This window comes from Pseudomonas mosselii, from assembly GCF_003205295.1.
Lineage (GTDB): Bacteria > Pseudomonadota > Gammaproteobacteria > Pseudomonadales > Pseudomonadaceae > Aquipseudomonas > Aquipseudomonas mosselii_B.
On record NZ_QJRP01000047.1, the window covers coordinates 1 to 20,138 of the forward strand.

The window sequence follows — 20,138 nt, forward strand, 5'->3', positions numbered from 1 at the left end:
TTGCCTGCCCAGGCGGTGGCCACGGGGGCTCGGCGCGAGGTGCCAAACTGGGCAAAAAAGCCCTGAGCATCCGCTCGCGCCATGATCGGGTGGCGGATGCCAAGCCTCGCGCCGGTCATTTGACAGGGACTTCCCAGGGGCGCGCGCGAGCCAGCGATAACGGGCGTATCGCCTGGCTGCCGACCTTGTTCAAGGGTCGACCTCGCCAGCGTCGCGACCTGTGCTGGCAGCAGCGCCAGGCCCAGGCGCCGGAACTGTGGCTGGTGATCGTCGATGCCTCGGCATCCACCCGGCGCAACCAGGCGCTGGTCCAGGCCAAGGGGCTGCTGGTCGGGTTGTTCGATGAGGCCTACCGTCAGCGTGCACGCCTGGCCTTGCTCACGGCCAGTGGCAACCGGCCGCAATGGCAACGCCATGGCCTGAAAGCCTCGGCATCGTTGCAGCCCTGGTTGCAGGCCCTGGGGGCAGGCGGGGGCACACCGTTGCCGGCGGCACTGGAAGAAGCACGTCAGTGGTTGCAGGCCCGGGGCAAGCGCTTGCCCCATGAGACCCGGCGCTGTCTGGTGTTGACCGATGGCCGTCTGCAGCAGGGCGCCGCGTTGCAACCGCTACCTTGCAGCACGCTGTTGGTGGATATGGAAACAGCAGCGGTGCGGGTAGGCCGGGCACGCCAACTTGCCGAACAACTGCAGGCCGACTATCGCCATATCGAGCAGTTCTCGGTGGTCGAATAAGACAGTGGCTGCGACAGCATGTCGCAATTGAAAAGTTATCCCCGAAAGTGGGGTAACTTGCACAAGTGCGTGGTAGCCACGCACTTTCAGCAGCGTGCTCTTTTACTTTGGCATCGACCAGGGTTGCAGGTCGTAACCTTTGCCGGACAGTTCGGCGCGCACTTCCTCGATCAGGCTGGCCCATTGCGCGGGGTCGGAATAAACGCGCGAGGACACTTGTTTGCTGCCGATACGGGTGCTGGTCCGGTCGATCACTGCCAGGCTCAGTTCACCAGTACCGTTAGGGGCATCCCAGGCTACGCACTGGAAGGGTTCGAAGGCGTGGTCGGCGATCAGCAGTGCTTCGTTGACACGGAGCGGGGCGTTCATGGTTCGGTCTCTCTCATGGTCCCAAACAGCGAAATAAGGTGCCGCGATGTTATTTCACAAAAGTGTACAGCGCGGGGTTATTCGTACTGATGCTCCAGATCAGGGTTGAAGTCACATGGTCGTTGAAAATTTTTTAATCGGCGAAGTTTTCCTACCTGTGCATCGCGCCTGAGACGGCAATTGAGTTGAAAAATTCCCGGCGGGGCGTGCGGTTCTCGTGGTGGGCTGACCAACGGTAGTGGGGGGCGTCAAGTTCATTGCTACTGTTAATTCGGGCGTCGCAACTGTCTGTTTATAGTTAAAAAACCAAATACTGGCGCCAAGGAAAGGTCATGCTCGATACCGCATCCCTACGCCGCTTGCTGATCGTCGACCCCTGCGACGATTGCCACCGCCTTTTGCCGGGCCTGCGCAGTGTCGGCTGGGATGTGCGAAGTAGCACGCTGGAGGCGGCCATGGAGCAGCCCTGCGATGTCGGCCTGGTACGCCTACAGGCCTCGCACCTGCTGCACCCCGAGGCGCTCAAGGACCTGATCAAGCGCAGCAATACCGAATGGATCGCCGTGCTAAGCGCCGAAGAGTTGCGCCTGCAAAATGTCGGCGATTTCGTCTGCGAGTGGTTTTTCGACTTTCATACCCTGCCGTTCGATGTCTCTCGGGTGCAGGTTACCCTGGGCCGCGCCTTTGGCATGGCGCGGCTGCGTGGCAAGGGCGCGGTGCGGGTGGATGAGCCCGAGCATGAACTGCTGGGCGAGAGCCGGCCGATCCGCGAGCTGCGCAAGTTGCTGGGCAAGCTGGCGCCGACCGAATCGCCGGTGCTGATCCGTGGCGAAAGCGGCACAGGCAAAGAGTTGGTGGCGCGTACCCTGCACCGGCAATCGCAACGGCGCGACAAGCCGTTCATCGCCATCAACTGCGGCGCCATCCCCGAGCACCTGATCCAGTCCGAGCTGTTCGGCCATGAAAAAGGTGCGTTCACCGGGGCGCACCAGCGTAAGGTGGGGCGTATCGAGGCGGCCAATGGAGGCACCCTGTTTCTCGACGAGATTGGTGACCTGCCGTTGGAACTGCAGGCCAATCTCCTGCGTTTTCTCCAGGAGAAGCACATCGAGCGGGTAGGGGGCAATCAGCCTATCGCGGTGGACGTCAGGGTGCTGGCGGCTACCCATGTGGACCTGGAGAAGGCCATCGCGCTGGCACGCTTTCGCGAGGACCTGTACTACCGGCTCAATGTCCTGCAGGTCGTGACCGCGCCGCTACGTGACCGGCATGGCGACCTGTCGATGCTGGCCAGTCATTTTTCCCAATTCTACAGCGCCGAGACCGGCCGGCGCCCGCGCTCGTTCAGCGACGGCGCCCTGGCGGCCATGGGGCGGCACGAATGGCCGGGCAATGTCCGTGAGCTGGCCAACCGGGTGCGGCGCGGGCTGGTGCTGGCCGAGGGCCGGCAGATCGAGGCGCAGGACCTGGGCCTGCAGGAGCTGCAGGAGCAGGACCAGCCGTTGGGCACGCTGGAGGACTACAAGCACCGGGCCGAGCGGCAGGCGTTGTGCGATGTGCTGAACCGGCACAGTGACAACCTGAGTATCGCGGCCAAGGTGCTGGGGGTCTCGCGGCCGACGTTTTATCGGTTGTTGCACAAGCATCAGATTCGTTGACTTGCCTCGCGATAGGGCCAATACAGCCAGGGCTTTCAAGGTCTTTGGGTGCCAGGCTTTTGACCGAGTGAGGGCCACCAGGTGTCCGCCGTGACCCTTGCAGCGCTCTTGAGATCGAGCGCCGCCCGCGCGGCGCATCGCGACGCAAGGCCGCTCCCACATCTGTTTCGGGCCAATCAATCCTGTGCCATTACCTGGTCCGCCTTGTTGGTCCGACGCGGTCTCAGCGTAGACACCACGGCCACCCCACCTGCCTCAAGACATGCGCCAGGGCGGGCAACCATGGCCTGACAGGTTCGGCACGTTGCAACAAATGTGGGAGCGGCCTTGCGTCGCGATGCGCCGCGCGGGCGGCGCTCGATCTGATAGGCGCTGCAACACTTACGGTGAACACCTTGAACAGCCAACCCTCAACTCGACTGCGCAAGATGCCCGTCCGCCAGTTCTTCCACCGTCTCCGGCTCATCCGGCAGCGCGGTGATCACGCTGAAATCGCTGACCTCCACCTCGCCACCGCCATACCCCAGCAGATGGAAGGAAAACGCCTTGCGCACGGTGGGGTTGTCGAAGTCGAACTCCATTTCCAGCGGCTCGTCGGCCGTCACCCGGATCTCTTCGGGCAGCCCGAGCTGTACGTCCTGCTCCAGTTCCTTGGCCTTGAGGCGGATATAGGCCGCGTGCCGGGGATCCAGTGCCCGCACCTTCAGACGCACACGGGTACGCGACCCCTCGGGCATCTCCAGGTACTGCGCGCCGATCAGGTTGTCCGCCCAGTCATCCTTGATACGCTCCGCCAGGGCGATGGGCGAGGGCCCGCCGAACTGGTAGCGCAGGTTGAGCGGGGTCTGCAGCAGCGATTGGTCGAGGCTGGCGGCCAGCAGGTTGAGCTGCGGTCCGAGGCTGTCGTCGCCACGGCCGAGGAACTTGGCGTGGTCGGCAATGAATCCAGTGCTGGCATAGCGCCGGCAGCGTTGCTGGAAGTCGCATTCGCTGAGGGTGCCTTGCCCGTCGTGGTAGCGCAGCATGCCATTGGTGTAGGAGATCATCTCGCGGCCGCTGTCGTAGTCGCGGTACAGCGAGCGTCCGCCCAGGGCCGCCGGGATCGGCAGGGCGAAATAGTCGAGCAGGGAGGTACTCAAGTCGATATGGCCGTAGGTCCCCTGCTTGAGCCTGGGCAGTTGGGCCTGCTCCGGCGCCAGCGTGAGGTTGAAGCCCCAGGCCGAGGCCAGGCGCACGCCGTCGATGCCGTGGGACTCATCCGAGGTGACGATCACCAGGGTGTCTTCCAGCACGCCCTGTTTCTCGAGGCTGTCGAGGAAGCCACCCAGTGCATCGTCAAGGTAGGCCACTGCGGCCTGCTTGGGCGTATCGAAGCGTTGCAGATAGGCATCAGGCGCCGAGTAGGGCTGGTGAGTGCCGACCGTGAGCAGGGTGAGCATCCAGGGTTGTGGTTGCTTGCGCAGCTCGCCGACGTAGTCGAGCGCACCTTCGAAGAAGGCGCGGTCGTCCTTGCCCCAGGGGAATTCCAGGTAGTTGTCGTTGGCGAACCACTCCAGGCCATGCACCGTGTTGAAGCCGATATGCGGCATGATCCGGTCCTTGGCCATGAAGCGTAGCCCGGCGCCCTGCAGGTAATGCGTGGCGAAACCGGCCTCGCGCAGCTGGGCCGGCAGGCACGCCTGGTTACGTTGCTGCTGGGTCAACAGTTCGACGCCCTTGGGCGTACCGTTGGCCAGCTTGTCGTAGTCGCCGCAGAGCATCGCGTACAGCCCGCGAATGGTCTGGTGGGTGTGCAGCACATAGTCAGGGGTGTTCATGCCGCGCTCGGCCCACTGGCTGAGGCGCGGCATCAGGTCCTGCTGGAAGCGGCTGCCCAGTGCCTCGCGGTTGGGGCGCAGGTAGGCGCCGGGGATGCCCTCGACGGTGATGATCAGCAGGTTGCGCGCCTTGCCCGGGGCGTCGAGCAGCTTGACGCCATTGAGGTCGGACTGGGTCAGGCCGGCACTGGACAGCGCCGTGATCGCCGGGGCCCGGCCCATGCCACTCAGGGCCTGGTGCTGGAGCTTGCCCACCGCCGCCGACAGCGCCTGATGGGTAAGGCCGTACTGGCGCCATTGGTCGGCGTCCGAGGGGGCCAGTTGCTGGCCGCCCCAGTGCAGGCCGAACAGCGCCACGGGCACGGCCCAGAGTCGCCGTGGCAATGGCGTGCCGACGGGGGATCGCCATACGCTCGCCAGCCAGGCGCCAAGACCGGCAACCAACAGGGCGGGCAGCCAGGCATGGGCCAGGGCGCCGGCGGTGGAGTTCTCCATGAACTGCGGGTCGACCAGGTAGGCCAGGTCATCGACCGTGGGCAGCCGGCCGACGGCGCTGACCAGTTCGGCGGATGCCACCCACAGGCCGCCCCAGGCCAACAGCAGCGGCAGGGCCAGCCACCAGGGGCGGCGGTGGACGAGCAGCAGCAACAAGCTGCCGATGGCCAGGTCGGACAGGTAGCCGAAAGGGTTGGACCAGCCCAGCAGGGCGCGCGCGGTCAGGGGAATCACCAGCACCAGGATTGCCAGGCAGGCAAGGCGGGCGCGAGGGTGACCGAGCAGGTTGTTCACGAATCTTTCCTTAATGCCATTAAATCGTCACAAAACTGTGCGCGATCATAACAGGCCGATGGCGGGAAAGTCGGGCGCTACAAAACCGGTAACCAAATCCCGGGCCCTGGATCGGGCCCGGTTCGGGTCAGAAGTAGTACGGGAATTTCAGGCTGAACGAGAAATCCGGTGCGTCCTCGGTCAGTCCGATGGACAGGTTGGGGACGATGGTCAGGTTATCGGTGGCGGCGAAGGTCAGGCCGACGTTGAAGTTGGCGGCGTTGTAGTCGCTGTTGGTGATCGACTGCCAGTCGCTGCCGTCACGCTTGATCTTGCTTTTGCTGGCGAACTGGTCACTGACCGAGAACGACATACTCATCCTTTCATTCAGCGCAAAGGCGATACCACCGCCTATCTGCCACGAGTCGCCCAGCTTGACGTCACCCGGAGTTTTGCTGTTGACCTCCGGACTGATGTCGCTGAACGAGTCCTGCATGTTGTACGTGTAGGAGAGGCTTGCGAACAGAACGGCGGGGTCGAACGTCTTGACCAGAGAGATCCCGGGGGTGATCGACCATACACCGTTACCGGTTGGCAGGCTCTCAGGTACCGCCAGGTTGTCGTTGGCCGTGTCCTTGATCAACTTGATGCCATAGGGGTCCTTGCCGGTGGGGGCCTTGACCCGCAGCGTAGCGACTGCATCAGGCCAGTTCTCCGACTCGTCGAGAAACTTGTAGGCGATCCCCACGTTGATGTCGCCGATGGCTGGGTCGCGGGTTACCGAAGCATCGGAGGCGGTCGAGCCGACACCGCTTACGCCACCGGACGAATAGGTCGATTCGCGATAGACAATGGGTACGTTTATATCGAACTGCCAGCGCTGGTCGAGGTTGTAGCGGGCGGTCAGGTCCAGGGTCCAGTTGTCAGCCTTGATGCGGTCGAGGTTGATGTTGCCGAGAAAAATCGAGTCCAGTGCCAGGAAACCGTTGAGCGTGAGCGCACGGGTGTCGTAGTGCGTGTAGGTCAGGCCGGTTTCGATACTGAACTTGCCGCCGCCGAAGAAGCCGCTGGCCTCGTCATAGAGGTTGGAAACGCTCTGCGCCGGCTCGGAATCGTCCTTGAGCGATTGTCCATACGAGCTGGCTGCGTTGCCCGGAGTCCCTGAAGCGACCGTCTGGGCGCCTTTGGCCGGTTCAGAGGGAGACTTGGTCAGGCGCCTTGGCGGCGGTGTCGCAGGGGCTTCCTCGACTTGCCGCACGCGCTGCTCGAGCACCATCAGGGCGTTCTGCTGGGCTTCGTAGCGTTGTTTCAACTCCCGCAGCTCTTGTTTCAGTGCCTCGACCTGTGGGTCCGCAGCTGCGTGAAGCAAAGTCGCGGGTGCCAAGGTAGTCAAACAGACAACCGCTCTGAGCGTCAACGATCGTTGCATGGGTTAGCCGTCCCTTCAGACTACATACGATGAGAGTCAGCGTAGATCAGTATCCGAGCGCGCGAAGACCTTTGAGCTGGTCAAGATTGCCGTTGAGGGCCGCGGCAGGCACGTTGTCGCGCAGCACCACGTTGAGGGAGGTCAGGTTGCTGACCTGGTTGCCGTTGCCGAGCAGTGTCGCGTTCTGCATCAGGCCACCCTGGGCGATGCGTTGTAGCGCACTACCCTGGTTGTTGTTGGCGACCAGATTGAGTTGCACGCCAGTGCCACTCGAAGAAACGCTCAACGATCCTGCGGCGTTGCTGCCGACCAGTGTCGAGCCTGCGGTCAGCAGTTGGCCTTGCTGCGGTGTATCGGGGGCCTGGCTGGCCTTGGTGACGTTGATATCGACATTGTTATAAGCGCTGTTGTTGTCGCCTGCGGCGCGCACGACCTGGGTGACGCCCTCGGTCGCGTTCAGGCCTGCGCCACCGGTCACGCTGCCGCGACCTTGCTGGTTCGACGAGCCGGTGCCTTTTTCATCGATCATCGACACATAGAACTGCGGTTTTATGGTCGACTGCTGGACTTGCATCGTCGTCTTGGCGCCGATCACATCACCATTGGCGTTTTGCCAGGTACTGCTCATGACGATGCCGAAACTGATGATCCGCCCCGGCATGACGTAGCGACCGCGCAGGTTCGCCAACTCCTGATCCTTCAGTTCAATCGGTTTGAACGTCTCTGCCTGAATGGGCAGGGCGGTGGCCAGGCAGATCAGGGTGAGCCAGGCTGGAGTCTTCATGGGATGCTCCCGACGCGTTGCGCTCGATTATCGTTAGAAGAAGTCGCTGCGGATGAAGCCGAAGTCCATCAGTTCGGCGTCCTTGACCGGGGTGAAGGTGTTGATGCGGTCCTTGGCGCTCAGCGGCAGGGGCGGGTCGAGCAAGGCGTTGCCCTTGTCGTAGCCTTGGCCGATCACGGCGAAGATGATGCCGTTCCAGCCCTTGAGGAAGTCTTCGACCTTGTAGCGTTTGTGGCCGAGTACCGGGTCACCGATGTAGACCCAGCCCTTGTCGACCCGTTGCAGGACCACGAAGTGCTTGTAGCCACGGATGTCCATCAGCACGACCACGGGAATGCGCACGCTGCTCAGGGTGTCAGCGGCGACCCGGTAGCCGCGGGCACGCATGCCGAGGCTTTCCACGTAGCGTTTCATGTCGAGCATGGAGAAGCCCTGGACCTTGACCAGGTCCTGGTCGGCGTGGGCCAGCATGCCCTCGATGATCGTGTGTTCGTCCACGTCCAGCCAGTAGGCCTGGCGCAGGATGGTTGCCAGCGCCGCGGCGCCGCAACTGAAATCGGTCTTCTGTTGCACCAGGTCGGCGAACTTGCGTTCGCGGATGCTCTGGATGGGCTTGTAGATCACCGCGCCCCCCGGCAAAACCGAAAGCGGCATCTGCGCCGCTTCGCTGTAACTGGCCATGCACAGCAAAAACGCCAAGGCGATCATACGCATGGTCGTGCCCCCCGATCCTGTTGAGGAAAGGCCCCCCGAAGGGGGCCTCAAGGTCACAGCTGTCAGAACGAGGTGTTGGAGATGGCCAGCGAGTTGCTCTGCTGGTTGCCCACACCGGCGGCCACGTTGACGCCGAGGTTGCCGCTGCCGCCATTCACCGAGCCACTCAGGGTGGCGGTGTTGGTCACAGGGTTGGCCCAGCCGGTAGGCGTCAGCACCTGGAAGGACACGGTGTTGCTCAGGTCGTACGAGCTGGATTCGCTGAAGCTCTTCGAGCCGGATTTGGCGTACTCGGAGGCTTTGCTACCCGATTTTTCGTACGAAGAGTCGTAGGCCTTCTCGAACGAAGAGTCGTAAGCCTTCTCGAACGAGGAGCTGGAAGACTTCTCGTGCGATTTGTCATACGAAGCGTCGATCGAGGCGTTCAGCGACGCATCGAACGAGTCGGTGCGGCTGCGCTCGTGGCGGCCATAGTCGGTGGAGTGGGTCACACTGCCGCTTGCCGAGGCATCCAGCGAAGCGCTCAGAGAACCACTGGCCGAGGAGCTCGACTCATGGCTACGCGAACCGCTGGCGTCCGAGCTCTTCGAGCCACTGGCGCTCCAGCTGTTGGCACCGGCGGCCTCCCAGCTCGACGAGGAGCTGCCTTCCTTGCTGTAGCTGGAGTCCTTGTTGTGGGAGGCGCTGCCACTTTTCGTGGTGGTAAAGGTCAGGGTGTCGACCCGGTAGGTGCGGTCGGCTTGGTTGTTCACGACCAGGCCAGGGCCGTTCTGGTCGGCGGAGGCGGTGGCGGTGGCATTACCCAGTGGCGCATTGGAGTTGGCAATGGCCATGGTGTTTTTCTGCTGGTTCAGGTCGCCGCCAGCAATGTTGATGCCCATGTTGCCGCTGCCGTTGTTGCCCGAGCCGCTCATGATGCCGGAGTTGGTGGTGCCGTAGTTGTTGACCTTGTTGTTGTTGCTGTACTGACGCACATCGGCAGTGGCCGAGGCGGAGCCGAACACGAAGCTGTTGTCCAGGCTCGAATCGGCACCGGCGTTGGCGATGGCGGCGGCGTTATCCTGCTGGTTGCCGGCGCCGGCTGCCACGTTGACACCGACGTTGCCGCTGGTGCCCGAGGCCGAGCTGCTCATTTCGGCTTCGTTGATGGTGCCTTCATTGTTGATACGGTTGTTGGTGCTGCTTTGCTTATCCCAGGCATTGGCGGTTGCATACACCGGGATCTTGGTAGGAGGAGGGGTGTGATGACCGTTGTTGTGGCCGTGGCCATTGTTGTGACCATGGCCACGCGGATCATTCTGCCCAGCTTGTACAGCCACAGCCATGATCGCAGCAATTGCGAAAACCAGAGGCTTGAGTGCCATCGAGGGTTTCATGGTGGTTCTCCGTACTTTGTTTTAGGTTAAGTGTTGTTGTTACCTGTTTGGGTCAATCTGCGACCCGGATGCTCAGGGTGTTGGCCGTTCGGTTTCCCACCCCTGCACTCTGATTCAACTGCACCACGCCACGGCTACCGGTGAATGCCTGGTCGCTGATGCTGACCTGGCGATGGCCGGGTGTCTGGGCAGTTGGATCGGAGTTGTTGACCAGCGCCACGTTCTGTTGCAGAAGGACGCTGTCGTCGATGCTTTGCGGTTGGGCACTGACGCTGATGCGCAGTGCGTTGGCTTGCTGGTTGCTGGCGCCGGCGCTCTGGTTGACCCCGAGGATCCCGTTGCCATGACTGAAGGCCGTGCCCTGGATACTGGACTGAGCGTCCAGCGCTGGGTCGACATGGGTGCGCAGGCGCTGGCGGATCTGCGTGCTGGCGTTGGCGTCGTGGCCGATGGCGATGGCCCGGGCGTTGACCTGTTGCTGTTGGTCGCCGGCCGCCTGGTTGACACCCAGGTTGCCCTGGTACTGCGCGCCGGAGCTGTCGATGGTGGCATTGTTGGTAACGGGGGATTGGGCGAAGGCCGAAGCACTGCACAGCGTGGCCAGGATCAGCAGCGAATGCCTCATGTCACTGGCCCCCATTGAGAATCTTCAAGGCGCCCAGGCCTTGCTGGACATTCGAATTGACCATGTTGGCGATACCGTTGCCAGAGCCTGAGGCACGCCCTCCGGCAATGTTGGGCAATTGCGTCTGGTTGTTGATACTGGTGCTGATGCTGTTGGTCTGCTGAGTGATCAGCGTATTGATGCCCGAACCGCTGCTGATGCCTGCAAAGTCGCCATCGCTCAATTCGGTGGTCTGTTTGAGGATATGCGCGGAGGGGTTGGTGTTGACGGTGACAGGATTCGGGTCGGGAGCCAGCGGCGCCCGCGTTGCGATGCGCGGTTGTACATCGCGAGTGATCACGACAATCCCGTTCTCGGCCTGGACAGGCAGGCTGAAACTGGACCCCAAGGCGCAACCGAGCAGCAGGAGGTGACAGATCTTGCCTTTTTCTGGTTTCCCCACGATGGCAATTCCTTCTTCGGCGTTTGGGCCTGGGGCCGCGTTGCCAGAAGAAGAGCAGAAGCTGTGCCGGTTTTGGTTATTGCTTGAGAATCAGGATCTTGTGTGGGGAGCGCGGGTGCGTCAGGGAATTGTTGTATCAGTGCTGAGACAGATCGCCGCTGAGCTACGGGTCAAACCCCGCATTTTCGGGCTTGGAGGGGATTTCGGCGCAGGTGTATCACCGTTGTGACACTGCCCCCGAAACTGCGGGAATACGCGCAAATCCGGGGGCCATGGCCAGTCGGTGTGTATCAGCGGTTTAACATTCAGTGGGGAAAACCGGGGTTTTTCCGTCAAGCAAGCGTTGCACCGCGCCCAGCACGGTGGCGCTGCGTTGTGGCCAGTCGCCTTCGATGACCTGCAGATTCTGCCGGTGACCTTGCAGCCAGGCCAGGCTGTCGTCAAAAAAAGCCTGGCGCTCTTCCAGCCGTGGCTGGCAGCGCTGCCCGTCACCGACCCATTCGACGCCCTCTGGACGCAGCAGCAGGTGAAGGTCGTAATGGCGCGCCTTCAGCGCTTCTTCGATCCAGGCGGGGCAGTCGCCGAACAGTGCTCGGCTCCATAGGATGTTGCTGAGCAGGTGGGTATCGAGAATCAGCAGCTCCGGTGCCTGCGCCCGACCCTGATCTTCCCAGGCCAGCTGGCCGCGGGCGATGGTGGGGATGTCGGCATAGCAGGTGTCGCGTTGTTCATGCTCCATGAAATGGCGGACGTACTCGCCGACCAGCACGCCGCCGAAATGCGCCTGGATCTCGCCGCTCAGCCAGCTCTTGCCACTGGACTCCGGGCCGCACAGCACCAGGATCTTCATGCCGCGGCCAGCGCCGGGTCGCGGCGCCACTCCAGCCAGCCGCGCACGGCGATCAGGGTGAACAGGGCGTAGAGCGCGGCGGTGAGGTATAAGCCCTTGTACAGGAACAAGCCGACAAAGATCACATCCACCACCACCCACAACGCCCAGCATTGCAGGCGCTTTTGCGCCATCCACAGCTGCGCCACCAGGCTGAACCCGGTGAGGGCGGCGTCCAGCCAGGGCTGGGCGGCGTCAGTCCAGTGCGCCATGCCCGCGCCCAGCAGCAGGCTGGCCAGCAGGCCGGCCGCCAGGCCCTTGAGCATCGGCGCGGGGGCCAGGCGGGTCACCTGGCGGGCGTCCTCGACACGGTCAGGCCGGGTCCATTGCCACCAGCCGTACAGCTGCAGCACCGCGTAGACCAGTTGCAGGAGCATGTCCGAGTACAGCTTCACCTCGTAGAAGATCCAGCTGTACAGCACCACCATCACCAGGCCGATCGGCCAGCACCAGGGGTTCTGCTTGACGGTGAGCCAGACGGCGATGACGCCGAGCGCGGCGGCGAAGAGTTCGAGGCCGGACATCGGCGTTCCTTGGGCGGGGAAAGGGCGGGATGCTAACCGCTTCGTGCGGACCGCTTCAAGCTGTGGGCGGAATCGGATCCGCCCGCAGCTCGTCGTCGCTAGACCCTGAACTGGCGCAGCAGTTGTTCCAGCTCCTCGCTCAGCCGCGCCAGGGCCACTCCGGCGTCGCTGGACTGGCGCGCGGCCTCGGCGGTCTGTTGCGACAGGTCGGCGGTTTCGGTGACGTTGCGGTTGATCTCCTCGACCACATGGGACTGCTGCAGGGTGGCACTGGCGATCGAGGCGTTGAGTGCGCCCAGGTTGCCCAGTGCCTGGCTGATGGCATCGAGGCTGCTGCCGGCCTCGCGGGCCTGCTCGACAGTCTGGCGCGAGGCTTCGCTGCTGGTGTCGATGGCCCGTACCGCGGCCTCGGACTGGCCCTGCAGGTGCTCGATCATGGTCTGGATCTCGGCGGTCGACTGGGCGGTGCGCTGGGCCAGCAGGCGCACCTCGTCGGCGACCACGGCGAAACCGCGGCCCTGCTCGCCGGCGCGGGCGGCCTCGATGGCGGCGTTGAGGGCGAGCAGGTTGGTTTGCTCGGCGATCGAGCGGATCACCTCGAGCACGCCGCCGATCTTCGTGCTGTGGCTGGCCAGTTCACGGATGACCTGCACCGCCTGCTCGATGGTCGCCGAGAGCCGGTCGATCTGCTGCAGGCTGCCGTGGATCGCCTGCTGGCCGTGGCCTACCTGGGTCTGGGCGTTGCGCATCTCGCTGGAGGCCTGCTCGGCGTGTTTGGCCACGTCGTGCACGGCGTAGGAGACTTCGTTGATGGCGGTGGCCACCTGGTCCATCTGCATGGATTGCTGGGTACTGCGGGCCTGTGCGGCGCCTGCATTGTCACCGACATGGCCGGCCGACTCGGCCAGGGCATGGGCGGCGCCCTGCAGTTGGCCGATCACGCCCTGCAACTTGCCGTTGAAGCGGTTGAAGTGTTCGCCCAGGTGGGTGATTTCATCCCGGCCATGGGTGTCAAGGCGCCGGGTCAGGTCGCTTTCGCCGCTGGCGATGTTGCCCATCGCCTGCACCGCTTCCTGCAGCGGGCGGGCGATGCTGCGGGCGATCAGCATCACCAGCAGGGCCATCAGCAGGGCGATGCCCAGGCCCAGAAGCGAGGCGTCGCGCAGTTGGCGGGCGAACTCGGCCTGTACATCGTCGACGTACACGCCCGAGCCGATGATCCAGCCCCAGGGCTTGAACAGCTGGATATAGGAGGTTTTCTCCACCGGCTCGCTGGCGCCTGGCTTGGGCCAGCGATAGTCGACCGGGCCCGCGCCCTGGCTGCGGGCCAGGGCGACCATTTCGTTGAACACGGCAAAGCCATCCGGGTCGCGGATGGCGGAGAGGTCCTGGCCGTCGAGCTTGGGGTTGGCCGGGTGCATGACCATCTTCGGCTGCAGGTCGTTGATCCAGAAATAGTCGTTCTGGTCGTAGCGCAGCCCGCGCACCACTTGCAGGGCTTGCTGCTGCGCAGCCTCGCGGGTGAGCGTGCCGGCGGCCTCCAGGCCTTGGTAATAGGCCAGGACGCCGGCGGCGGTCTGCACCACGTGGCGGGTCTTCTCGGCCTTGGCCTGGTACAGGTCGCCGTGGAGCTGGCGCAGCATCAGCAGGCCCAGCACCAGCAACATGGCCACGGCCACCAGCAAGATCAGCCACAGGCGGCGGCTGATCGACATCGACCTCAGGGTCTTCATGATGCGTTACTCCAGTCTTGTTCTTTTTATCCAGGGCATCCAAGCATGCTTTGTCGCCGGCCCCCACTCGACCAACGGCTAACGCGTCGTTCTTGACATCCTGTGTTGCAGGTAACACCAAACGTGAAACAAAGGCTCTGCTAGGATTTCGGCCGCGGCAGATGAAACCTTTAGTCTGCTGAACTTTTCAGCTGGCTTTGTGACCAACTGTCGCTGTAAAAAGCACGCGCCGCGTGCGGTTTCACAGCGTCAATCAATACAAGCGGCCTGTCACGAGCAGCGTCGCACTGGGGGAATGATGGATTTTTGGAGTGCCTTGCAGGCAATCATCTTGGGCGTGGTCGAGGGGCTGACGGAGTTCCTGCCCATTTCGAGCACCGGGCACCAGATCATTGTCGCCGACCTGATCGGCTTTGGCGGCGAACGCGCCATGGCGTTCAACATCATCATCCAGTTGGGGGCCATCCTGGCGGTGGTGTGGGAGTTCAGGCGCAAGATCTTCGACGTGGTGCTGGGCCTGCCAACACAGGCACCGGCACGACGCTTCACGGCCAACCTGCTGATCGCCTTCTTCCCGGCGGTGATCCTGGGCGTGCTGTTCGCCGACCTGATCCACGAGTACCTGTTCAACCCCATTACCGTGGCCGCCGCGCTGGTGGTGGGCGGGGTGATCATGCTGTGGGCCGAGCGTCGCCAGCATCGGGTGGAGGTCGACGTTGTCGACGACATGCGCTGGAGCCACGCGCTGAAGATCGGGTTCGTCCAGTGCCTGGCGATGATCCCTGGCACCTCGCGCTCCGGCTCGACCATCATCGGCGGCCTGCTGTTCGGCCTGTCGCGCAAGGCGGCCACCGAGTTCTCATTCTTCCTGGCGATGCCAACCATGGTCGGCGCGGCGGTGTACTCGGGCTACAAGTACCGTGAGCTGTTCCAGCCGGGCGACCTGCCGGTGTTCGCCCTCGGTTTCGTGGTGTCGTTCATCTTCGCCATGATCGCCGTGCGCGGGCTGCTCAAATTCATCGCCAACCACAGCTATGCGGTGTTCGCCTGGTACCGGATCGTCTTCGGCCTGCTGATCCTGGCGACCTGGGAATTCGGCTGGGTCGACTGGTCGACGGCGCACGCCTGACATGGCACGCAAGCAGAACGCGCCCACGGGTGAGAGGGGCGTACGCCATTTGCGGCTGAAAGTGCTGATACTGGTGGGGCTATGCCTGTTACCGGTTTTCGGCGGTGTGCAGATGGGCCTGGGCGGCCGAACATGGCTGCCCCTGGCAATGTACCTGGCGGCAAGCCTGGTAAGCCTGTTGTTGTACTGGCAGGACAAACAGCAAGCCCGCAGCCAGGCCTGGCGTACCCCCGAGAAGGTGCTGCACGCCAGCGAGCTGCTGGGTGGCTGGCCGGGCGCGCTGCTGGCCCAGCAACTGTTTCGGCACAAGACCCGGAAGGTCTCCTACCAGGCGGTATTCTGGGGGATCGTCCTGGTGCACCAGGTGTTCTGGGTCGACTATCTGTTCCTGGCGGGGCGTTGGAGCAAGCTCGTGATCTGAGATTCCCCGATCAGTCACACCGTCGCTTGCATCTGTTCGATCAGATCCCACAACCGCGGATCATCATACGTCTCGATCACCAGGCTAGCTCCTGCTTCCACCAGCTGTTTGGCAGGCTGGGTGGTCGCCAGCCCCACGGTGAAGATCCCGGCGTCGACGGCGGCCCTGACCCCCGGCAGCGAGTCCTCGAATGCCAGCGCCTGCCCGGCTTTGGCGTCCAGGCGCTGCAGGCCGGTGAGGTAGGGCAGGGGATCGGGCTTGGGCCGGGCCAGTTCGTCCGCTACCAGCACATGCTCGAAACGTGCGCCCAGGCTCATGGCCCCGAGCATGTGTTCGGCGTTCAGGCGTGGCGCGTTGGTCACCACACACATGCCGATGCCATGCCGCTCGGCGTGGTCCAGCAGGCGCAGCAGGCCGGGCATCGGCGCCAGTTTCGGTGACAGTTCACGGAACAGTGCTTCCTTGCGCTCGGCCAAAGCCTGGCGGCTGGCGGCGTCGGCCAGTGGGAACAGTTCGGCGAACAACAGGCCGTTGGAGCGACCGCTGACCTGGGTGTTGAACTGCTCCTGCGTCAGTTCGCGACCGTCATGGTCGAACAGCAGCTTGCGGAAGGCTTGCAGGTGCAAGGTGTCGGTATCGGTGAGGGTCCCATCGAGGTCGAACAGCAGGGCGGTCAGCATTGGGCATCCTGAGGGTGGAGAAACCATTCAGCATCATAAGGGATCAGGGGTGGGAAATGCACTTGGCTGGGGGGCGCTCGAGGCGTTCGAGGTGCTCGGCGGGAGAGTTGCAGCGCCTGTCAGATCGAGCGCCGCCCGCGCGGCGCATCGCGACGCAAGGCCGCTCCCACATTTGTTGCAACGTGCCGCACCTGTCAGGCCATGGTTGCCCGCCTTGGTGCATGGCTCGAGAGTGGTGGCAGCAAAGATGCCAGCCGTTTGTGCGTTAGTATGAGCGGCCAGGCATTCCCAGCACGGAGCACCCAACGCCATGCCTTTCGTCACTACCCGCAAGATCCTGTTTGGCGACTGTGATCCCGCCGGGATCGTCTATACGCCGCGCATCTCCTATTTCGTCATCGAGGCGATCCACGAGTTTCTCTCCCACTGCCTTGGCGGCGAAGGCCTGCGCAGGTTGTTCGCCATGGGCGTGATGCCGCCGGCGCGGGCCCTGTCCATCGAGTTCCTGGCACCCATGGCCTGGGATGACCTGATCAGCGTGCAGGTCAGCAGTGGCGAGCCGGGTACCACTTCGTTCAGTTTTGCCGTCGAAGCCCGCGGCGCCGGTGGCGAAGTCTGCTTTCGCGCCAGCATGACCCAGGTGTGCGTCTGCCCCGAGAGCAAGCAGCCGGTTGCAGTGCCCGAGGCATTACGCCAGGCGCTGTGCACGAACATGGACTAGCGGGACATCACGACGGATAGTTTTTCAATAAAGGAACAAACGTTTCAGCATCAATCGGATATAAAGTCCGAACGTGACCGGTTATTCAGTTGGCGTTTTTCGAGCAATTAAGGTGTTGGCCACTGGTTGCTCCCGACGAAAGCTGTTAGTTTCGCCACCGCTGCGAAGCAAACAAGCAGGCCTGCAATGCGCCGCTTGCAGCCAACCGATTAATCAACGGTTGGTTGAACAGGGAATGATAATAAAAATCCTAGGGAGGGATAATCGGATGAATCTGTACATCCGCCTGTTGCTGACTGTCCTGCGCGGTTTCTTCAAGCCGCCCATGGCCCTGACCGACACGCTGCACCGCACGCTGCGGGTCTGGCCGAACGATATCGACATCAACAAACACATGAACAATGGTCGTTACATGACCATCGCCGACTTGTTCATGCTGGAACTTTGCCTGCGCGCGAAAATCCTCATTCCGGCCTTCAAGTTGGGCTGGAAGCCGATGCTCGGTGGCAACTTGGTTGTCTACAAGAAGCAACTTTCCATGTTCGAGAAGTATACCGCCGAATTCAGCATCTGCTGCCTCGACGAAAACTGGACCTACTTCCAGTACAGCTTCTTGAACATGGCTGGCGAGGTGGTCGTGACCGGCTACTCCAAAGGCGCCTGGGTCGGTCGCAAGGGCCTGGTCGCCAACGCGGTGATCGCCGAGAAGCTCAACGTCCAGCCCACCACCGCGCCGATGCCCGAAGCCGTGAAGAAGTGGCTGGAGGCTGAAGCGCACGTCCTCGGCAAGGCCTGAGCCAGGCCGCGCCGCGGCCCCCTTGCCAGCCACCTGACACCACCAACGCCTGTCCGTTGCTTCACGGTCCCCTGCCTCTGGCCCGGGGCTCGTGCGGCAGGCTTGGCCGTGCCCGGCGTTCGCGCCGCACATCGATCCATGAATGAGTAGGGAAACACCTCATGCCGAACACATTGTTGCTGATGCTGGCCTTTTTCGCGGCCTTCCTGCTGGTCGCCGAACTGTTCCGGCGCTACCGCCTGGTGGGCCTGACCTTCTTCGTCCTGTCGCTGCCGGCGCTGCTGGTGCCCAACGCCAACCTGTTCATGCGCATCAAGACCATCAGCGTGCTGCTGCCCATGTGCTTCCTGGCCTATGCCCGCTACAAGCCAAGGATCGAAGGCTTCATCTACAAGCTGATCTATGTGGTGATCGTGCTGAACATCATCGAAGCCTCGGTGATCGACTGGCAGACCGGCAACGTCCTCAACATCGTCGCCGCCGTGGGCCTGATCGTCTGCCTGCCGTACTCGCGCAAGCATTGGGAGATCTCTGGCCGCCACAGTGATTTCGTGGTGCATGTCCCTGCCTACTGGCCCTACCTCTATACCACCTGGAACCTGTGCTTCCTGTACTCGGCACGGATCACCACCTTCGGCTACGCCCTGCCGCTGTTGCTGGCGCCGGTGGCCTACGCCTTGCTCCTGCGCCGCTCGGACCTGTACTTCCAGGCCCGCGCCTACACCTTCGGCTTCTACCTGTTCGTACGCACGCTCGCCGGCGACACACCGCTGATGAACCTGCCGGCCTTCGACCTGACGAGTTGGTACAGCCCTGACGCAGCGCTCGCCTGGAGCGTTGTCAACGTGATTTTCACAGGCGCCTGCCTGTACAGCTACGGCGCAAGCCGCAACAAGAACAAAGCGATCGAACAAGGAGTTTGAAGCATGTTGGAAGTCATCCTGCTGGCGTTTTTCATCACCGTCAGCCCCGTGATCATCCTGATGAGCAAGACCCGCGCAGCGCCGTTGAAGCATGTGTACGTGGGCCTTTACTACGTGAAGTTCGTGCCCTTGCTGCTGTCGCTGTACGCGATCAACCTCGGCACCAGCTTCCTGGCCTGGAAGTGGGTCCAGCTGAAGTGGCTGCTGCCTCGCTATTTCGGCTATCGCCACTACAACCGCGATTCCATCTCGATGGAAAGCACGCCGATCCCGGGCACCGACTACCACATGGGCTACATCCCGAAAAAGCTGCCCGCCGAGCTGGTCTACCGCTGGAGAAAGGACAAGGTCTACCACAACTACATCCAGTCGATCATCAAGGCCAACCGCGACTACTACAAGGTGCCGCTGGGCCAGTTCCCGCAACCGACGGCCATCTCGGACGAGGACCTGCGGGTGTTCCTGATGTCGTCGCAGATCACCCACTACCTGCAGACGGTCGATGGCGTGTCGACCTTCGACATGCGTGACTTCACCCGCGAGATCCGCCTGTCCAGCTCGGTGTTCGACGTGGCCAGCATCGCCATTGCCGAGGACTTTGCCGCCGACAGCATGCGCATCACCCTGCGCGACGGTTCAAGCGTCGGCCCGGGCGAGCCGGACTGGGACCTGGCCAAGGTGTACTTCATGTCCAACACCATGGTGTTCTTCATCCTCGGCGCGCACCTGCACCACCACCTGTTCTTCGCCGAAATGGGCGCGGCGTTCCTGTTCAACCTGGTGCCCAGGGAGTCGAACTTCCACAAGCTGATGGACCCGCACACCGCCTACATCCTGATGCTCAACCACCAGTTCAAGGAATCGCCACTGTCGCTGCGCGAAACCACCGGCATCGCCGACAAGTTCCTCTACAGCTGCATCGGCTACTACTCGGCGCAGACCTTCTACAAGGTCGGTTATGAAAACGCCCTGAACATGTACAACAAGCGCGAGACCGAAGACCAGGCGCTGACCCAGAAATTCGAGATCAAGTTTGCCATCCCGTTCGACCAGTACCTCAACGGCCAGCATGCGCTCAATGCCCAGTACCGCGACTACTACGCGGCGGTGCTGAAGTTCGTCTCGGCCAGCTACGACGACCTGCTGCGCGACGGCTCCGAGCCTTATATCAACAACTGGGTCGCCGAGCTGTGCCGCTACGTCAACCTGCCGTGCCAGCCTGGTGACAAGGCCTTCAACATCGAGGTGATCGCCACCTATATCTGGTACGTGTCGTTCGTCCACTCCCTGGAGCACTACCAGTTCCACAAGTACAAGATGAACTACTGCCTGCTGACCCGCGTGCCGTTCTCCGTCGCCAGGCACCTGCCGCGGGACCAGGTGTTCAGCCAGTACGACATCTGGAAGTCCAAGCACATCGTGCACACCTTCGGCAAGAATCACCTCAATGCCGGTGTGTCGGAAAGCTACGCCGACCTGGACTACAAGTTCCGCGACCTGGCGCTGATCGACAGGCAGGAGCAGTTGAAGAAAGAGGTGCTGGGCCTGCTGGAAAAACACCAGACGCCGAGCGAGGCGATCGCCTTGTCCATTCGCTACTGAGGCA

Annotated in this window: 20 protein-coding genes and 1 pseudogene; 8 read left to right on the forward strand and 13 right to left on the reverse strand. The window is 62.6% G+C overall.

The genetic code is table 11. The annotated features are described in order from the left end of the window. Positions 1–167 precede the first annotated feature (167 nt). Entirely contained in the window at positions 168–734 is a 567-nt protein-coding gene (locus tag DMX06_RS24190) for a vWA domain-containing protein (RefSeq protein ID WP_110739720.1), read from the forward strand. A gap of 102 nt (positions 735–836) precedes the next feature. Here DMX06_RS24190 and DMX06_RS24195 read toward each other — a convergent pair whose 3' ends face one another. Next, positions 837–1,103, reverse strand: a complete 267-nt coding sequence (locus DMX06_RS24195; RefSeq protein WP_028690802.1) for a hypothetical protein — start codon at positions 1,101–1,103, stop codon at positions 837–839. A 332-nt stretch (positions 1,104–1,435) separates the two neighbouring features. On the opposite strand from DMX06_RS24195, the gene DMX06_RS24200 reads away from it, so the two are divergent. Beyond that, a complete protein-coding gene (locus tag DMX06_RS24200) occupies positions 1,436–2,761 on the forward strand; it encodes a sigma-54 dependent transcriptional regulator (RefSeq protein WP_110739696.1) in 1,326 nt (441 codons plus the stop codon). Positions 2,762–3,171: 410 nt separating this feature from the next. On the opposite strand, the gene DMX06_RS24205 is transcribed toward DMX06_RS24200, so the two are convergent. From DMX06_RS24205 to DMX06_RS26945, 11 genes and pseudogenes are all read right to left on the reverse strand, one after another. Next, a complete protein-coding gene (locus DMX06_RS24205; RefSeq protein WP_110739697.1) occupies positions 3,172–5,367 on the reverse strand; it encodes an LTA synthase family protein in 2,196 nt (731 codons plus the stop codon). Positions 5,368–5,494: 127 nt separating this feature from the next. Further along, positions 5,495–6,775: a hypothetical protein gene (locus tag DMX06_RS24210; RefSeq protein ID WP_110739698.1), complete on the reverse strand. Its 1,281-nt coding sequence runs from the start codon at positions 6,773–6,775 to the stop codon at positions 5,495–5,497. 46 nt (positions 6,776–6,821) lie between these two features. Further along, positions 6,822–7,559 (reverse strand): hypothetical protein, encoded by a 738-nt coding sequence (locus DMX06_RS24215; RefSeq protein ID WP_110739699.1) that lies wholly within the window; start codon positions 7,557–7,559, stop codon positions 6,822–6,824. 33 nt (positions 7,560–7,592) lie between these two features. Beyond that, complete coding sequence (locus tag DMX06_RS24220) at positions 7,593–8,273, reverse strand: C39 family peptidase (RefSeq protein WP_110739700.1); 681 nt, start codon at positions 8,271–8,273, stop codon at positions 7,593–7,595. Between the two features lie 62 nt (positions 8,274–8,335). Further along, on the reverse strand, positions 8,336–9,649 hold the full coding sequence (locus DMX06_RS24225; RefSeq protein WP_110739701.1) for a heme utilization protein: 1,314 nt from the start codon (positions 9,647–9,649) through the stop codon (positions 8,336–8,338). Positions 9,650–9,701: 52 nt separating this feature from the next. Continuing rightward, on the reverse strand, positions 9,702–10,274 hold the full coding sequence (locus tag DMX06_RS24230) for an adhesin (protein ID WP_110739721.1): 573 nt from the start codon (positions 10,272–10,274) through the stop codon (positions 9,702–9,704). A gap of 1 nt (position 10,275) precedes the next feature. Then, positions 10,276–10,716 carry a hypothetical protein gene (locus DMX06_RS24235; RefSeq protein WP_110739702.1) on the reverse strand — a complete coding sequence of 147 codons (441 nt, stop codon included), beginning with the start codon at positions 10,714–10,716 and terminating at the stop codon, positions 10,276–10,278. A gap of 298 nt (positions 10,717–11,014) precedes the next feature. Next, the gene (locus DMX06_RS24240; RefSeq protein ID WP_110739703.1) at positions 11,015–11,566 is read right to left on the reverse strand and encodes an AAA family ATPase; all 552 of its coding nucleotides are present in this window, start codon (positions 11,564–11,566) and stop codon (positions 11,015–11,017) included. Continuing rightward, entirely contained in the window at positions 11,563–12,129 is a 567-nt protein-coding gene (pnuC, locus tag DMX06_RS24245; protein ID WP_110739704.1) for a nicotinamide riboside transporter PnuC, read from the reverse strand. The genes DMX06_RS24240 and pnuC overlap by 4 nt, the downstream gene beginning before the upstream one ends. Before the next feature lie 98 nt (positions 12,130–12,227). Then, on the reverse strand, positions 12,228–12,968 hold the full coding sequence (locus DMX06_RS26940) for a methyl-accepting chemotaxis protein (RefSeq protein ID WP_375538118.1): 741 nt from the start codon (positions 12,966–12,968) through the stop codon (positions 12,228–12,230). 132 nt (positions 12,969–13,100) lie between these two features. Further along, a pseudogene (locus tag DMX06_RS26945) lies at positions 13,101–13,862 on the reverse strand (cache domain-containing protein); the annotation flags it as partial. A 298-nt stretch (positions 13,863–14,160) separates the two neighbouring features. On the opposite strand from DMX06_RS26945, the gene DMX06_RS24255 reads away from it, so the two are divergent. Both DMX06_RS24255 and DMX06_RS24260 read left to right on the forward strand, forming a co-directional pair. Further along, a complete protein-coding gene (locus DMX06_RS24255; protein ID WP_110739722.1) occupies positions 14,161–14,991 on the forward strand; it encodes an undecaprenyl-diphosphate phosphatase in 831 nt (276 codons plus the stop codon). A gap of 1 nt (position 14,992) precedes the next feature. Next, positions 14,993–15,412 carry a DUF1294 domain-containing protein gene (locus DMX06_RS24260; RefSeq protein WP_110739706.1) on the forward strand — a complete coding sequence of 140 codons (420 nt, stop codon included), beginning with the start codon at positions 14,993–14,995 and terminating at the stop codon, positions 15,410–15,412. 14 nt (positions 15,413–15,426) lie between these two features. On the opposite strand, the gene DMX06_RS24265 is transcribed toward DMX06_RS24260, so the two are convergent. Beyond that, positions 15,427–16,092: an HAD family hydrolase gene (locus DMX06_RS24265; protein WP_110739707.1), complete on the reverse strand. Its 666-nt coding sequence runs from the start codon at positions 16,090–16,092 to the stop codon at positions 15,427–15,429. A gap of 310 nt (positions 16,093–16,402) precedes the next feature. On the opposite strand from DMX06_RS24265, the gene DMX06_RS24270 reads away from it, so the two are divergent. From DMX06_RS24270 to DMX06_RS24285, 4 genes are all read left to right on the forward strand, one after another. Beyond that, entirely contained in the window at positions 16,403–16,813 is a 411-nt protein-coding gene (locus DMX06_RS24270; protein WP_110739708.1) for an acyl-CoA thioesterase, read from the forward strand. Positions 16,814–17,081: 268 nt separating this feature from the next. Next, positions 17,082–17,609 (forward strand): thioesterase family protein, encoded by a 528-nt coding sequence (locus tag DMX06_RS24275; RefSeq protein WP_181427891.1) that lies wholly within the window; start codon positions 17,082–17,084, stop codon positions 17,607–17,609. A gap of 161 nt (positions 17,610–17,770) precedes the next feature. After that, complete coding sequence (locus DMX06_RS24280; protein WP_110739710.1) at positions 17,771–18,532, forward strand: hypothetical protein; 762 nt, start codon at positions 17,771–17,773, stop codon at positions 18,530–18,532. 3 nt (positions 18,533–18,535) lie between these two features. Further along, positions 18,536–20,134: a hypothetical protein gene (locus DMX06_RS24285; protein WP_110739711.1), complete on the forward strand. Its 1,599-nt coding sequence runs from the start codon at positions 18,536–18,538 to the stop codon at positions 20,132–20,134. Positions 20,135–20,138 lie beyond the last annotated feature (4 nt).

Excerpts from the sequence above, each read along its gene's own strand:
- DMX06_RS24230 (WP_110739721.1), bottom strand. The coding sequence starts at position 10,274 with ATGAGGCATTCGCTGCTGATCCTGGCCACGCTGTGCAGTGCTTCGGCC.
- DMX06_RS24265 (WP_110739707.1), bottom strand. The coding sequence starts at position 16,092 with ATGCTGACCGCCCTGCTGTTCGACCTCGATGGGACCCTCACCGATACC.
- DMX06_RS24275 (WP_181427891.1), top strand. The coding sequence starts at position 17,082 with ATGAATCTGTACATCCGCCTGTTGCTGACTGTCCTGCGCGGTTTCTTC.
- DMX06_RS24195 (WP_028690802.1), bottom strand. The coding sequence starts at position 1,103 with ATGAACGCCCCGCTCCGTGTCAACGAAGCACTGCTGATCGCCGACCAC.
- DMX06_RS24225 (WP_110739701.1), bottom strand. The coding sequence starts at position 9,649 with ATGAAACCCTCGATGGCACTCAAGCCTCTGGTTTTCGCAATTGCTGCG.
- DMX06_RS24285 (WP_110739711.1), top strand. The coding sequence starts at position 18,536 with ATGTTGGAAGTCATCCTGCTGGCGTTTTTCATCACCGTCAGCCCCGTG.
- DMX06_RS26940 (WP_375538118.1), bottom strand. The coding sequence starts at position 12,968 with ATGCAGATGGACCAGGTGGCCACCGCCATCAACGAAGTCTCCTACGCC.
- DMX06_RS24210 (WP_110739698.1), bottom strand. The coding sequence starts at position 6,775 with ATGCAACGATCGTTGACGCTCAGAGCGGTTGTCTGTTTGACTACCTTG.
- DMX06_RS24260 (WP_110739706.1), top strand. The coding sequence starts at position 14,993 with ATGGCACGCAAGCAGAACGCGCCCACGGGTGAGAGGGGCGTACGCCAT.
- DMX06_RS24220 (WP_110739700.1), bottom strand. The coding sequence starts at position 8,273 with ATGCGTATGATCGCCTTGGCGTTTTTGCTGTGCATGGCCAGTTACAGC.
- DMX06_RS24200 (WP_110739696.1), top strand. The coding sequence starts at position 1,436 with ATGCTCGATACCGCATCCCTACGCCGCTTGCTGATCGTCGACCCCTGC.
- DMX06_RS24255 (WP_110739722.1), top strand. The coding sequence starts at position 14,161 with ATGGATTTTTGGAGTGCCTTGCAGGCAATCATCTTGGGCGTGGTCGAG.
- DMX06_RS24215 (WP_110739699.1), bottom strand. The coding sequence starts at position 7,559 with ATGAAGACTCCAGCCTGGCTCACCCTGATCTGCCTGGCCACCGCCCTG.
- DMX06_RS24240 (WP_110739703.1), bottom strand. The coding sequence starts at position 11,566 with ATGAAGATCCTGGTGCTGTGCGGCCCGGAGTCCAGTGGCAAGAGCTGG.
- pnuC (WP_110739704.1), bottom strand. The coding sequence starts at position 12,129 with ATGTCCGGCCTCGAACTCTTCGCCGCCGCGCTCGGCGTCATCGCCGTC.
- DMX06_RS24270 (WP_110739708.1), top strand. The coding sequence starts at position 16,403 with ATGCCTTTCGTCACTACCCGCAAGATCCTGTTTGGCGACTGTGATCCC.
- DMX06_RS24280 (WP_110739710.1), top strand. The coding sequence starts at position 17,771 with ATGCCGAACACATTGTTGCTGATGCTGGCCTTTTTCGCGGCCTTCCTG.